Below are 13,529 nucleotides of genomic sequence, written 5' to 3'. Positions count from 1 at the left end.
TCACCCCAGACCGCCTCCAATCCCTCACCAACTCTCCCTGGATCAGAAAGGTCACTTCATAAGCTCGGCGGTATTACGAGGTGGTGGGCGTGTGGAACGGACCCTTCTTCCAGCCGGATGACCATCTTCGCCGCCTCCGCGCCTCCACGGAGGCGCTGCGCCTGCCACTGCCGGAAAGCGACAGCAAGCTCCGCTCCATCCTGCACCGCGTCGTGCGGCTGTCAGGCCTGCGATGCGCTGTATGGGGATGGATTGCCTGCGCGGTAGGCGGGCGCCGTGCGCACCGCGGCATTCGACTTTTGCGCGCAATTTCCTGGTGGGCTTCGCATCTCCTGGGTCGAGGTGGCAGGCCCCGAGATGAGCGAACGCGGCCTTCATCTCGTGATCGGCGAGACGCTGCGCATTCTGCCGCAATCCGTCGAGCCGCGCGTGAAGAATGTCCAATGGGGCGACCTGACGCGCCGCCAGCCCAAGGCGCTGGACAAGGGCGCCGATGTCGCCGTGATGCTGGACGGGAAAGGCAACGTGACCGAGGGCGCTGACTTCAACTTCAGCATCACCGACGGCCGCGCGGCCACGCCGGCACGCGGGCCGCTGGATGGCATGACGCGGCGTTCGGTGCTGGAGCTTTGCGAGGTCCTGGCGATCCCCTGCCAGGGCGGCCGGTTCCGGTGGCGGAGCTGCGCGCCGCGACAAGATCTTTGCCTGCACCATGGCGGGCGGCACCATGCCGGCGTCCTGCATTGATGGCCGCATCATGGGCCATGACTGACCAGGTCCGGTCTCGACCCGGTTGCGCGATGCGTTCTGGGCCCGCCGCGTCGAAGGCTGGCATGCGACGCGGGTGGATTATGACCAGGCGGAGCCTGACCTTCTGCGGCAGGACTGACATCACCGCGCCCGCCTCGCGAAGGAGGTTGTTGCGCGGCGGGCCGGGAAATGCCTAGGCTTGCTTCCAGCGGCGCCTGCGGGGCCGCCAAAACAGGCTGCCGCAAGGCGAGGCCGGGACAGGGAGATAATGTTCATGCGGCACGGCGCATCCACGCCTTGCTGGCCGATGGCGCGCGGCTGAGCCATGGCCAATGTCCGCATCCATGAGGTGCGCAAATCCTTCGGTCAGACGGCCATCCTGCACGGCGTCAGCGTCGATATCACCGACGGCGAGTTCGTGGTGCTGGTGGGCCCGTCGGGCTGCGGCAAATCCACCCTGCTGCGCATGATCGCGGGGCTCGAGAACATCTCGGGCGGGGAGATCTCGATCGGCGGGCGGGTGGTCAACAACGTGCCCCCCAAGGACCGGGACATCGCGATGGTGTTCCAGAACTATGCGCTCTACCCGCACATGACGGTGCGCGACAACATGGCCTTCTCGATGAAGCTGGCCAAGGCGCCGGCCGACGTCATCGAGCAGGAGGTCACACGCGCCGCCCGCATCCTCGGCCTCGGCGCCTTGCTGGACCGCTATCCACGCCAGCTCTCGGGCGGGCAGCGTCAGCGCGTCGCCATGGGGCGGGCCATCGTCCGCAACCCGCAGGTCTTCCTGTTCGACGAGCCGCTGTCCAACCTCGACGCCAAGCTGCGCGTGCAGGTGCGTGCCGAGATCAAGGAACTGCACCAGAGGCTGAAGACCACCACCATCTACGTCACCCACGACCAGATCGAGGCCATGACCATGGCCGACCGCATTGTGGTGATGCAGGGTGGCCATGTGGAGCAGATCGGCGCCCCGCTGGAGCTGTATGACCGCCCGGCCAACCTGTTCGTGGCCGGCTTCATCGGCTCACCCGCGATGAACCTGTTGACGGGGAAACTGCGCGACGGCGCCTTCCATGCCGATCCGGCGGAAGGCGCGCCGACCGCCGGCGCGGATGGGGTGCTGTGGCCGTTGCCGCCCGGCGGGAGACCCGCGGACGGCCAGACGGTGACCTACGGCTTCCGGCCCGAGCATCTCCGGCTGGCGCCGGAGGGCATTCCGGCCACTATCCAGTTGATCGAGCCGACCGGGTCGGAAACCCAGGTGGTGGCGCGCGCCGGGGGCGCGGTGATCACCGGCGCCTTCCGCGAGCGCATCTCCGCGCAGGTCGGCGAAACCATCCGCGTGCTGCCGGACCCGTCGCTGGCTCATCTGTTTGATGGCAGCAGCGGCCGGCGCATCAGCGCCTAGCCAGCACAACGGCGCATCCAAGCGCCGAGCAGGGAGCAAGGGTTCCATGACACGCTTCACCCGCCGCGACGCATTGACCCTCGGTGCCGGAGGGCTGCTGGCCGCCGGATTGCCAAGGCTGGGCCATAGCGCCATTCCCATGGGCAATGCCACGCCGCCTGCCCTGAAGGTCGAGAGCGGCGCCTCGCTGCGCGTACTGCGCCCGACCAAGTTCGTCGATGCCGACGAAACGGTGTTCCGCGCCAACACGCAGAAATTCACCGCCGAGACAGGTGTCCAGGTGCGCGTGGACTTTGCCGGCTGGGAGGATCTCCGTCCGCAAACGGCCGTGGCCGCGCAGACCGGCGCCGGGCCGGACGTGGTGGTCGCCTGGGCGGACGACCCGCACATTTATGCCGACAAGGTGCTCGATCTGACGGAGCTGGCCGGGTATCTTGGCCAGAAATATGGCGGCTGGCTCGCGCTGCCGCAGCGTTTCGGAAAGAAGTGGGGCACCGATCAATGGGTGGCGCTGCCGATGGGCGGCTCCGGCGGCCCCTGCGTCTACCGGATCTCGTGGGCCAAGGAGGCCGGCTTCGACAGCATCCCCACCGATCATGCCGGTTTTCTGAAGCTGTGCCAGCAGCTCAAGGCGAACGGGCATCCGGCCGGCTTCGCGCTAGGCAACGCGGTGGGCGACGGCAATGCCTATTGCAACTGGCTGCTCTGGTCGCATGGCGGCATGGTGGTGGACGAATCCGGCAAGGTCGCCATCAACAGCCCCGAAACCCTGAACGCGCTGCGCTATGCGCGGGAACTGTATCAAACCTTTATCCCCGGCACGCTCTCCTGGGGTGACGTTAACAACAACCGCGCCTTCGCCGCGGGAGAAGTCGGACTGACGCAGAACGGCGTCTCGATGTATTTCGCGCTGAAGAACGACCCCCGCACGGCCTCCATCGCCGAGGATACCGGCATGGCGCGCATGCCGCTGGCGCCGGGCGGCAAGATGGCGGAGAACGTGCTGCTGTTGAACGCGATGGTGTTCAAGCACACCCGCTATCCGAACGCCGCCAAGGAATACCTCCGCTTCATGATGGAAGCGGAGCAGTATGATGCGTGGCTCACCGGATGCGGCGGCTACTGGTCGCATCCGCTCGGCGCCTATGCGCAGAGCGCCGTCTGGAGCAGCGACCCGAAGCTCGCCGTGTACCGGGACACCAACACGGTGGAGTTCTGGTCGGGCTACAAGGGGCCGATCAACGCCGCGTCCGGGTCGGTCGCCGCCGATTACGTGGTGGTGCAGATGTTTGCCGCCGCATCGTCCGGCCAGTCCACACCCGAGGAGGCGGTCCGCGAGGCCGAGCGCCGCGCCCGCCGCTACTACCGCTAACACCATCTTGCGCGGGGCGGAGACGCCCCGCCCCGCCGGAGGCGCAGACCGCCATGTCCGTCAGCACCGAACGCCACGTGACGTGGAAGCGCCCACAGGTAGCGCCTTCCCTGTTCACGCGGTTGTTCGATTCCAAGCCCTTCCTGATCGTTGCCTGCCTGCTGCCGGCGGTCGGCCTGCTGCTGGTGTTCCTCACCTATCCGCTCGGCCTCGGCATCTGGCTGGCCTTCACCGACACCCATATCGGGCGCGGCGGCTATTTCGTCGGCTTCGAGAACTTCGAATCGCTCTGGTATGATCAGGTATTCTGGGGCGCGGTGTTCTACACCGTGTTCTACACCGCCGTGGCCACGGTTCTGAAGTTCGGCCTCGGCCTGTGGCTGGCGCTGCTGCTGAACGAGAACCTGCCGTTCAAGTCTCTGCTGCGCGCCATCATCCTGCTGCCCTGGATCGTGCCCACCGTCCTCTCCGCCATCGCCTTCTGGTGGATGTATGACGCCCAGTTCTCCATCATTTCCTACGTGCTGGTGGATGTGCTGGGCTGGCGGGACACTTACATCGACTTCCTCGGCACGCCCTGGCATGCCCGCTGGTCGCTGGTTGCCGCCAATGTTTGGCGCGGCATCCCCTTCGTCGCCATCAGCCTGCTGGCGGGGCTGCAGACCATTCCGCCCTCGCTGTACGAGGCGGCGCTCCTGGATGGCGCGTCATCCTGGCAACGCTTTACGCGCATCACCGCCCCGCTGCTGATGCCGATCCTCGCGGTGGTGCTGACCTTCTCGGTGCTGTTCACCTTCACCGATTTCCAGCTGGTCTACGCCATCACCCGCGGCGGACCGATCAACTCCACGCACCTGATGGCCACCCTGGCCTTCCAGCGCGGCATTCCCGGAGGGCAGCTCGGCGAAGGTGCCGCCATCGCCGTGTCGATGATCCCGTTCCTGATCCTGGCAACAGTCTTCAGCTATGTCGCCCTCGCCCGGCGCAAATGGCAGCAAGGAGGCGATGATGAGTGAGGCCGCGATCGAGCGTCCCCGCAAGGTGAAGGCCGATCTGCCGGAGCAACTGTCCTGGCAATCCAGCCGCCGCCGCCTGGTGACGGTCTATCTTCCGGTTCTGTGCTTCGTGTTCGTGCTGCTGTTCCCGTTCTACTGGATGACGGTGACAACCTTCAAACCGAATGCGGAGCTGTACAACTACGCCGAGAACAACCCCTTCTGGGTGCGTTCACCGACCCTGGCCAACATCAACAAGCTGTTATTCGAGACCAGCTATCCTTCCTGGCTGTTCAACACCATGCTGGTGGCGGTGTGCGCCACGGTGCTGTCGCTGGTGGCTTCCGTCCTGGCGGCCTATGCCATCCAGCGGCTCCGCTTCCGTGGCTCCACCTATGTGGGCCTGGCGATCTACATCGCCTATCTGGTGCCGCCCTCGATCCTGTTCATCCCGCTCGCGACCATGGTGTTCCAGCTCGGCCTGTTCGACAGCCCCATGGCGCTGATCCTCACCTACCCGACCTTTCTGATCCCGTTCTGCACCTGGCTCCTGATCGGCTACTTCAAGTCGATCCCGTATGAGCTGGAGGAATGCGCGCTGATGGACGGCGCCACCCGGCTGCAGATCCTGTGGCGCATCACGCTGCCGCTGGCAGTGCCGGGGCTGATCAGCGCCGGCATCTTCTCCTTCACCCTGTCCTGGAACGAGTTCATCTACGCCCTCGCCTTTATCAGCAGCAGCGAAAACAAAACCGTTCCGGTGGCCATCCTGACCGAACTGGTGCAGGGCGACGTGTACCAATGGGGCGCGTTGATGGCCGGCTCCCTGCTCGGCTCGCTGCCCGTGGCCATCTTTTATTCCTTCTTCGTCGATTACTATGTGTCCTCGCTGACCGGCGCGGTGAAGGAATAGCCCGGCCTCAGCCGAGAAAATCCAACAGCAGCCGGAGCGTTTCCTCCGGCCGCTCCTCCTGCGGGCTGTGCCCGCAATCTAGCGCCTCGCCCCGCACATCCGTGGCCTTCTCGCGCCAGGTTTCCAGCACGTCGTACAGCTTGCCGACCGTGCCCCGCCCACCCCACAGTGCCAGCAGCGGAGCGGTGATCCGTGTCCCCGCATCAGCGGCGTCGTGCTCCAGGTCGATCGTGGCGGCCGCCCGGTAATCCTCGCAGATGGCGTGGCGCGTCGCCGGATCCCGGTAGCAGCGCAGATATTCGGCGAACACGGCCTCGCTGGTGGAGCCGGGGATCTTGATCTGGCCCTCGATGTGCTGGCGCAGAAAAAATTCCGGGTCGGCGCCGATCATCCGCTCCGGCAATGGCTCAGGCTGGATCAGGAAGAACCACCAGAAGTAGCGTGTGGCGAATTCCTGGTTGGTGCGCGCATACATGGTGACGGTGGGCGCAATGTCGAACAGCGCCAGCCGTTCCACCGCCTGCGGGTGGTCCAGCGCCATGCGGTGCGCCACCCGGCCGCCGCGGTCATGCCCCACTACGGCGAAGCGCTCGAAGCCAAGTGCGCGCATCACCTCGACCTGATCCCGTGCCATGGTGCGCTTGCTGTAGCCGACATGGCCCGCACCACCCTCCGGCTTCGCCGAGTCGCCATAGCCGCGCAGGTCGGCCGCCACCACGGTGAACCGCTCGGCCAGCGCCGGCGCGATCTTGCCCCAGGTCAGATGCGTCTGCGGATGGCCGTGCAGCAGCAGCAGCGGCGGGCCCTTCCCGCCGAGGGCGGTGCGGATGCGCACCTCACCTGCCATGACGTCGCGGAGCTGAAAACCAGGGATCTGGCAGACTGGCAGCATGGTGGGCGTCCCTCCGGCCTCACAGCCAAAAAAAAGGCGGTGCCGAAGCACCGCCGAGTTTAGGGAGGAAACGTCCAAGAAAAGCAACATAGCGGCAGAGCCGCATATGCTGCCTCCAGAAAGCTAGGCAAGCGCCTACCGCTCCGCAAGGCTTTTTTTTGCGATGCAACATAATGGAACAGGCGGTGCTCGCATCCGACGGGACTTGCCAGCCCTGCCTCGTCCCGCTTCCCTGCCTGCCCTTGCATCGTCAGCGGAGCCGCAATGCCGAGAGCCTTGTTTCTCATCGGAGTTCTGCTGGCACTGTCCGGCTGCTCGACGGAAGGGGCGCAGGTCGCCGAAGCAGGCCGGCAGCTCATCACGGGCATGGATGTGGATGACGTTCAGGCCTGTGCCGGCATCCCGACCCGGGTCACGACGCTGCGGGACGGCACCGAATTGCTGTCCTTCGAGCAGCGCAACGCCAATGTCGGCGGCTTCAACGTGTCCCTGCCCGCGGTCGGCGGCTTCAGCCTGGCCGGAAGTGGTTCGTATTGCACGGCGCTGGTTCGGGTGGCGCAGGGCCGGGTGATCGGCGTGGTGTTCACCGGCGACAATGACGATACGTTTGGCCGGGAAGGTGTTTGCGCCCCGATCGTCCGGGGCTGCCTCCGCTACCCCGAGCCGGCCAGGCTTCCCGCCGCGGCCGAGGCGGAGGAGGCGGGGCGGAGCGGCAACATCAGCGGCGGGGCATCAACGCCACTCCCCCAGGATCCGGCTCACCGCTGACGGCCTGTTGCCGGCCCTCCCGCGCCTCGAAGAACCTCCCTGGCAAGGGCGCTTGTGCTTTTCGTTGGTGGGGAACCTGGTCCGGCGGTCGCCCCTTCTGGCAGGATGATGGTGCCTCCGCCGGGCAGATGGCGTCGTGCCGGCCCAGCTGCGCGCCTCAGGCTACGCTGGCGGGCGCCGGCCTGGCCCTCGTGGCGGACCGGACGGTACAGCGGACTGGTTGTTGCGAAACACGGCGCTTGCTGGATGGCCCAGGCCAAGACGAGACTGCCAACCGGGGGACGGAGATCCCTTCTGGAAGATCATCAGGGAAGAACGTCATGCAGAACGCACCCATCCTGGCCGGGGCAGCGCTGGCGCTGGCACTCGGTGCCCAGGCCGCGGCGGAGATCGCCGTGTCCGGCAATGACAACAAGCGCGCCTTGGTCAACGGCGTGAACACCGTGGTGCGCGACCCGCAGCCCGACACGCTGGCGGTGATCGACTTCGCCAATGGGGAGCCGAAGCTGGTGGGTGAAGTGCAGGCGCCGCATTCGGTGGTCGGCCCGCCCAACTCCGTGGCCGTGACGCCGGATGAGAGCCTGGCCCTGGCCAGCTCGGCCGAGAAGATCGATCCGTCCGACTCGGCGAAGACCGTGCCGGACAACCGCGTCTCGGTGATCGACCTCAAGGCATCGCCGCCCCGGGTGCTGGCGACACTGGAGGTCGGCGCCGGGCCATCGGGCATCGCCATCAACCCGGCAGGCACGCTGGCGTTGGTGGCCAACCGCAATGGCGGCACGGTATCGGTACTGCGCATCGCCGGCAACCAGGTCAGCGTTGCCGGAACGGTGCCGATCGGTGCGGCCACCACGGGCGTCTCGGCCGCGGCGTTCACGCCCGATGGGCGGCACGCGCTGGTCACACGCGACAATGACAGCATCGTTTCCGTGCTCCGCATCGAGGGCGACGCGGTGACCAAGCTGGATCGGGACATCACGGCCGGTGTGCGCCCGTACTCCGTCTCCGTGTCGCCGTCCGGCTGGGCCGTGGTCGGCAATGTCGGGCGCAGCATCAACAACACCGGCGACGCGGACACGGTCAGCCTGATCGACGTCTCGCGGGAGCCGTTCCGCACGGTGGACACCGTGGCGGTGGGTCCGACGCCGGAAGGCGTGATGGCCAGCCCCGACGGCATTCACGCCGTCACGGTGATCCATAACGGCTCCGGCCGCGCACCGGCCGACCCGCTCCGCGCGGCGGCCCTGGTGCGGTTGCTGAAGGTGGAAGGCGGCAAGGTCCGGGTGGTGGCCGAGGCGCCGGCCGGCGACTGGGTGCAGGGCATGGCGTTCTCGCGCGATGGCCGCACCCTGCTGATTGGCAACATGGCGGACAAGACGATCGGCATCTACCGGGTCGAGGGCGACACCCTGCAGGCTACCGGCCGCACCCTGCCGGTGAAGGGCGGGCCTGCGGCGCTGGGCACCGCGCCGATCCGTTCCGCCGCCCCGGCGCGCTGAACGGCGGGACGGAAAAAGGGCGGGGCGCCTTCCGGCACCCCGCCCTTCCCCCGCGCCGGCCTGCGAAGCTTACTCGGCCGGCTGCAGCGACGGCTCGCGCAGGGGCATCGGCTCGCCGCGCATCGCGGCGTCCAACTTCTCGCGGTCCAACTCGCCTTCCCAGCGGGCGACCACGATGGTGGCAACCGCGTTGCCGACCAGATTGGTCAGGGCGCGGCACTCGGACATGAAGCGGTCGATTCCCAGGATCAGTGCCATGCCGGCCACCGGCACCGCCGGCACCACGGACAGCGTCGCGGCCAGGGTGATGAAGCCGGCGCCGGTGATGCCCGCCGCGCCCTTGGAGGACAGCATGGCCACCAGCAGCAGCAGCACCTGGTCCCATAGGCTCAGCTCGATGCCGCAAGCCTGGGCGATGAACAGCGCCGCCATGGTCATGTAGATGTTGGTGCCGTCCAGGTTGAAGGAATAGCCGGTGGGCACCACCAGCCCGACCACCGACTTGCGGCAACCGGCACGCTCCATCTTTTCCATCAGGGTCGGCAGCGCCGCCTCGGAGGAGGAGGTGCCGAGCACCAGCAGCAGCTCTTCCTTGATGTAGCGAACCAGGCTGAGGATCGAGAAGCCGTTGTAGCGGGCGACGGTGCCCAGGATCAGGATCACGAACAACAGTGAGGTCAGGTAGAAGGTGCCGATCAGCATCGCCAGCGAGGCGATCGAGCCGATGCCGTAGCGGCCAATGGTGAAGGCCATGGCGCCGAAGGCGCCGATCGGGGCGGCCTTCATCAGGATGCCGACCAGCTTGAACATGCCGGCGGACAACGAGTGCAGCACCGTCATCACCGGATCGGCCTTCTCGCCCACGGAGGCGAGCGCCAGGCCCAGCAGCACGGAGAAGAACAGCACCTGCAGGATGTCGCCCGAGGCGAAGGCGCTCACCGGCGAAGCCGGGATGATGTTGAACAGGAAGCCGGTGATGGTGGTTTCATGCGCCCTGGCGGCGTAGCCCGAGACGGCACCGGCATCCAGCGTCGCCGGGTCGATGTTCAGCCCCGCCCCCGGCTGGATCACGTTGGCGGTGATCAGGCCAACGATCAGCGCCAGGGTCGAGAAGGTGAGGAAGTACAGCATCGCCTTGCCGGCGACGCGCCCCACCTTGCCGAGGTCGCGCACGCCGGCGATCCCCGTGACAACGGTCAGAAAGATCACCGGGGCGATCACCATCTTCACCAGCTTGATGAAGGCGTCGCCCAACGGCTTCATCTCGGCGCCGGTCTGCGGATAGAAGTGACCCAGCAGGATGCCGGCGGTGATCGCGATCAACACCTGGACGTACAGGTGCTGGTAGAATTTCTTCGGCTTCTGCGGCGGCGCGTTGGCCGCGACAGCCTGGTCCACGAATGCCATGGAACGTTTCTCCACTGCCCGGCGGCTTGCCGCCCGCCGGCGTTGCTCTGCAAGGCCGGCGCGGGTGCGGCGGCACGCGCCACAGGTCGCAAGCCTCGTGCCAGGGCAGGACGGGACGTGGTCTGGAAGCTAAGTCTTTGGTCTTATACATGTTTGCAGTGCAGCACATGACGCGACGGCAGGAGCGGCGTGCGGAATCCCGCACGGCCGGAGGAAAGCCTGTGCCGAAATCCGCCCGGGCCGCCGGCTGATGCCAGGCGAGCGGATGCGCCGCGCCGCGCCCTGGCTGCTCGGCCTGCTGGCCCTGGTGCTGCTGGATCGCGCCGCCGATCGCCTGGCCACCGGCTTCGCCTTGGGGGAGCTGGAAACCGCGTCCCGCGCCGCGGCGGTGCTGCGCCTTGCGGTGCTGCGCTCGGAGATGGAGAAGCAGCGCAGCCTGCCGGTTATCCTGGCGCAGGACCCGGACCTGCACCGCGCCCTCGAAACCCTGGCCCCAGAGCGGTTGCGGGCGCTGGACCGCAAGCTGCAGCGGCTGGCCGAGGGCACCCGCACCAGCGTGATCTACGCGCTCGACCAGTCCGGCCTGACGGTGGCCGCCAGCAATTGGCAGGAACCGACCTCCTTCGTCGGCAGCGACTACGCGTTTCGCCCGTATTTCCGTGACGCCGTGGCGAACGGCGCGGCGGAGCATTTCGCGCTCGGCTCGGTCAGCAACCGGCCCGGCCTGTACATCAGCCGGCGGCTGGACGGCGCCGCCGGTCCAGTCGGGGTGATCGTCATCAAGGCGGAATTCGCCGAAGTGGAGGAAGCCTGGGCGCGCCTGCCCGAGCCGGTGCTGACCATCGACGGGCGCGGCATCGTCACCGTGACCAGCGTGCCGGAATGGCACTTCCGCGCCACCCTGCCCCTGACGCCGCCGGCGCGACAGGCGATCCGCGACAGCCTGCAATTCGGCGACACGCCGCTGACCGACCTGATGCTGGACCGCGAGCAGGCGCCGGATGGCCGCTGGCTCGCGCGGGTCAGGGGCGCGGGCGCGCCGCTGGGCGGGCCGTTCCTGCCGGTCACCGAGGTGGTGCCGGGCATTGACTGGCAGCTGACCCTCCTGGCACCGGTTCGCCCGGCGCTGGAGCCGGTGCGGGTGGCCGCGCGGCTCGGGGCGTTGAGCTTCGGCGCGGTCGCCATTGCCCTGCTGGCCTGGGCCACCCGCCGCCGCCGTCGCGCACGGCAGGAACGCGCCCGCGAGCAGGTGCTGCGGCTGGAGCTCGAGGCCCGCGTCACGGCCCGCACCGCCGAATTGCGCGCTGCCAATGAGGGGCTGCGGGCCGAGGCGGAGGAGCGCCAGCGCGCCGAGGCCGCGGTGCACCGCATGCGCGATGAGCTGGGCCAGGCCAACCGCCTGGCCATTCTCGGCCAGATCACCGCCAGCGTGGCCCATGAGATCAACCAGCCCCTGGCTGCCATCCGCACCTTCGCCGACAATGCCGCGCTGTTCGCCGAGCGCGGCGACATCGCCTCGGCCCGCAAGGGCCTGGGCACCATCGCCTCACTTACCGAGCGCATCGGCGCCATCACCGGGGAGCTGCGCGGCTTCGCCCGCAAGGCGACCTCCGGCGAGGCGCCGGTCGGGCTGCGCACCGCCATCGACGGCGCGCTGCTGCTGCTCGGCCACCGGTTGCGGCAGCAGGGCATCGCCGTGGAGGTGGCGGTGACCGGCAACCCGCCGGTGCGGGCCGAGCGGGTTCGGCTGGAGCAGGTGCTGGTGAACCTGGTGGGCAACGCCATCGAGGCGCTGCAGGACCGGGCCGATGGCCGCATTCGGCTCGAAGCGGCGGAAACGGGCGGCCGGATCCGGCTCACCGTCAGCGACAACGGGCCGGGATTGGCGGAAACCGTGCGCGCCGCGTTGTTCATGCCCTTCACCACCACCAAATCGGCCGGGCTGGGGCTCGGGCTGGTGATCTCGCGCGAGATCCTCGCCGGCTTCGGCGGCACGCTGGAAGCGCCGCCCACCGGGCTGGGCGCCTGCTTCGTGCTGGAACTGGAAAAGGCGGGCTGAATGGCGGGCGGGTTGGACGTGCTGTTCGTGGATGACGATGCGATCCTGCGGGAAGCCAACCTGCAGAGCTTCGCCCTGGCCGGGCTGCACGGCATGGCGGTGCCCTCCGCCGAGCGGGCGCTGGAGGTGGTGGATGACACCTTTCCCGGCATCGTGGTCACCGACATCCGCATGCCGGGCATGAACGGGCTCTCCCTGTTCCGCCGCTTGCGGCAGATCGATGCCGACCTGCCGGTGATCCTGATCACCGGCCATGGCGACATCCCCATGGCGGTCGGCGCCATCCAGGAGGGTGCCTACGACTTCCTGCCCAAGCCCTTCCCGGCCGAGACCCTGATGAACGCCGTGCGCCACGCGCTGGAGAAGCGGCGGCTGGTGCTGGAGAACCGCCGCCTTGCCCGCGCCGTGGCCGAGGCGGCGGGCGATACCTCGCTGCTGGGCACCAGCCCGGCCATGGAGCGGCTGCGCCAGACGCTGCGATCCATCGCCAACACCGACGTGGACGTGCTGATCGAGGGTGAGACCGGCAGTGGCAAGGACGTGGTGGCCTCCGCCCTGCACCGCTGGAGCCGTCGTGCGCACCATCCCTTCGTGGCGCTGAACTGCGGCGCCCTGCCGGAGACGGTGATCGAGAGCGAGTTGTTCGGCCATGAGGTGGGCGCCTTCACCGGGGCCCAGAAACGCCGCATCGGACGGATCGAGCACGCCGATGGCGGGACGCTGTTCCTGGACGAGATCGAGGCGATGTCGCCTGCCGTGCAGGTGAAGCTGCTGCGGGTTCTGGAAAGCCGTGAGGTGGCGCCGCTCGGCACCAATGAGGTGCGACGGCTGGACCTCCGCATCGCCGCGGCCACCAAGGTGCCGCTGATCGAGCTGGTGCGGCGCGGCGCCTTTCGCGAGGATCTTTATTATCGCCTGCACGTGGTGACGCTGCGGGTGCCGCCGCTGCGCGAGCGCCCGGCCGACATTCCGCTGCTGTTCGTCCATTTCCTGGAGCGCGCCGCAAAGCGCTTCGGCCGGCCGGTGCCGCAAACGGGCGAGGCTGTGCGGCAGCACCTCGCCACCCATGGCTGGCCGGGCAATGTGCGCGAGCTGACCCATTACGCCGAACGCGTCGCCCTGGGCCTCGCCGAGGACGCCGCGGCACCCGGTGCTTCCCTTCCCGAGGCGTCCCTGCCGGAGCGGGTCGACGCCTATGAGGCCGCGCTGATCACCGAGGCGCTGTCGACGCATGACGGCGATGTGCGCGCCGCCGCCGAAGCGCTGGGGCTGCCCCGCAAGACCTTCTATGACAAGCTGCGTCGCCACAACATCGACCAGCAGGCCTTCCGCCCGCCCCGCGGTGGCTGAGGTCCGAGCCGCAAACGCGCTGGAGCGCGCCGGGCCCCGCGCCCGATCACGCCCGGGCGCGCGGGATCGAAGCGGCACCGAGCAGGCCGGTGTTGCTGCCCGGCACTCCG

General features: G+C 68.1%; 11 protein-coding genes and 1 pseudogene. 10 read left to right on the top strand and 2 right to left on the bottom strand.

The genetic code is table 11. The features are described 5' to 3' along the window. Nucleotides 1-80 precede the first annotated feature (80 nt). The 6 genes and pseudogenes from D2K64_RS26170 to D2K64_RS15050 form a co-directional block, all read left to right on the top strand. Nucleotides 81-227: pseudogene (locus D2K64_RS26170) on the top strand (D-amino acid aminotransferase); the annotation flags it as partial. A gap of 130 nt (nt 228-357) precedes the next feature. Beyond that, entirely contained in the window at nt 358-747 is a 390-nt protein-coding gene (locus D2K64_RS15070) for an aminotransferase class IV (RefSeq protein WP_157985867.1), read from the top strand. A 328-nt stretch (nt 748-1,075) separates the two neighbouring features. After that, the gene (locus D2K64_RS15065) at nt 1,076-2,164 is read left to right on the top strand and encodes an ABC transporter ATP-binding protein (RefSeq protein ID WP_120009201.1); all 1,089 of its coding nucleotides are present in this window, start codon (nt 1,076-1,078) and stop codon (nt 2,162-2,164) included. A gap of 46 nt (nt 2,165-2,210) precedes the next feature. Beyond that, entirely contained in the window at nt 2,211-3,536 is a 1,326-nt protein-coding gene (locus D2K64_RS15060) for an ABC transporter substrate-binding protein (RefSeq protein ID WP_120009200.1), read from the top strand. Nucleotides 3,537-3,589: 53 nt separating this feature from the next. Further along, complete coding sequence (locus D2K64_RS15055; RefSeq protein ID WP_120009199.1) at nt 3,590-4,552, top strand: carbohydrate ABC transporter permease; 963 nt, start codon at nt 3,590-3,592, stop codon at nt 4,550-4,552. Next, nucleotides 4,545-5,444 carry a carbohydrate ABC transporter permease gene (locus D2K64_RS15050; RefSeq protein WP_120009198.1) on the top strand — a complete coding sequence of 300 codons (900 nt, stop codon included), beginning with the start codon at nt 4,545-4,547 and terminating at the stop codon, nt 5,442-5,444. The genes D2K64_RS15055 and D2K64_RS15050 overlap by 8 nt, the downstream gene beginning before the upstream one ends. A gap of 7 nt (nt 5,445-5,451) precedes the next feature. On the opposite strand, the gene D2K64_RS15045 is transcribed toward D2K64_RS15050, so the two are convergent. Beyond that, entirely contained in the window at nt 5,452-6,336 is an 885-nt protein-coding gene (locus D2K64_RS15045; RefSeq protein ID WP_120009197.1) for an alpha/beta fold hydrolase, read from the bottom strand. A 264-nt stretch (nt 6,337-6,600) separates the two neighbouring features. On the opposite strand from D2K64_RS15045, the gene D2K64_RS15040 reads away from it, so the two are divergent. Both D2K64_RS15040 and D2K64_RS25535 read left to right on the top strand, forming a co-directional pair. Beyond that, on the top strand, nt 6,601-7,104 hold the full coding sequence (locus tag D2K64_RS15040) for a hypothetical protein (protein WP_157985866.1): 504 nt from the start codon (nt 6,601-6,603) through the stop codon (nt 7,102-7,104). 320 nt (nt 7,105-7,424) lie between these two features. Beyond that, a complete protein-coding gene (locus D2K64_RS25535; protein ID WP_238384215.1) occupies nt 7,425-8,603 on the top strand; it encodes a lactonase family protein in 1,179 nt (392 codons plus the stop codon). Nucleotides 8,604-8,672: 69 nt separating this feature from the next. Here the strand turns inward: D2K64_RS25535 and D2K64_RS15025 are convergent, their stop codons facing one another. Continuing rightward, entirely contained in the window at nt 8,673-10,010 is a 1,338-nt protein-coding gene (locus D2K64_RS15025) for a dicarboxylate/amino acid:cation symporter (protein ID WP_120009195.1), read from the bottom strand. A 265-nt stretch (nt 10,011-10,275) separates the two neighbouring features. Between D2K64_RS15025 and D2K64_RS15020 the strand changes: the two genes are divergently transcribed. Continuing rightward, nucleotides 10,276-12,069: an ATP-binding protein gene (locus tag D2K64_RS15020; protein ID WP_238384214.1), complete on the top strand. Its 1,794-nt coding sequence runs from the start codon at nt 10,276-10,278 to the stop codon at nt 12,067-12,069. Continuing rightward, the gene (locus tag D2K64_RS15015) at nt 12,070-13,419 is read left to right on the top strand and encodes a sigma-54-dependent transcriptional regulator (protein WP_120009193.1); all 1,350 of its coding nucleotides are present in this window, start codon (nt 12,070-12,072) and stop codon (nt 13,417-13,419) included. Nucleotides 13,420-13,529: the final 110 nt, after the last annotated feature.

The organism is Teichococcus vastitatis (assembly GCF_003604215.1).
GTDB classification, from domain to species: Bacteria; Pseudomonadota; Alphaproteobacteria; order Acetobacterales; family Acetobacteraceae; genus Pseudoroseomonas; species Pseudoroseomonas vastitatis.
This window is presented reverse-complemented; position numbering and strand designations above follow the sequence as displayed.

Coding starts and splice junctions, on each gene's coding strand:
- D2K64_RS15040 (WP_157985866.1), top strand. CDS start 6,601: ATGCCGAGAGCCTTGTTTCTCATCGGAGTTCTGCTGGCACTGTCCGGC.
- D2K64_RS15050 (WP_120009198.1), top strand. CDS start 4,545: ATGAGTGAGGCCGCGATCGAGCGTCCCCGCAAGGTGAAGGCCGATCTG.
- D2K64_RS25535 (WP_238384215.1), top strand. CDS start 7,425: ATGCAGAACGCACCCATCCTGGCCGGGGCAGCGCTGGCGCTGGCACTC.
- D2K64_RS15025 (WP_120009195.1), bottom strand. CDS start 10,010: ATGGCATTCGTGGACCAGGCTGTCGCGGCCAACGCGCCGCCGCAGAAG.
- D2K64_RS15020 (WP_238384214.1), top strand. CDS start 10,276: ATGCGCCGCGCCGCGCCCTGGCTGCTCGGCCTGCTGGCCCTGGTGCTG.
- D2K64_RS15060 (WP_120009200.1), top strand. CDS start 2,211: ATGACACGCTTCACCCGCCGCGACGCATTGACCCTCGGTGCCGGAGGG.
- D2K64_RS15055 (WP_120009199.1), top strand. CDS start 3,590: ATGTCCGTCAGCACCGAACGCCACGTGACGTGGAAGCGCCCACAGGTA.
- D2K64_RS15070 (WP_157985867.1), top strand. CDS start 358: ATGAGCGAACGCGGCCTTCATCTCGTGATCGGCGAGACGCTGCGCATT.
- D2K64_RS15045 (WP_120009197.1), bottom strand. CDS start 6,336: ATGCTGCCAGTCTGCCAGATCCCTGGTTTTCAGCTCCGCGACGTCATG.
- D2K64_RS15015 (WP_120009193.1), top strand. CDS start 12,070: ATGGCGGGCGGGTTGGACGTGCTGTTCGTGGATGACGATGCGATCCTG.
- D2K64_RS15065 (WP_120009201.1), top strand. CDS start 1,076: ATGGCCAATGTCCGCATCCATGAGGTGCGCAAATCCTTCGGTCAGACG.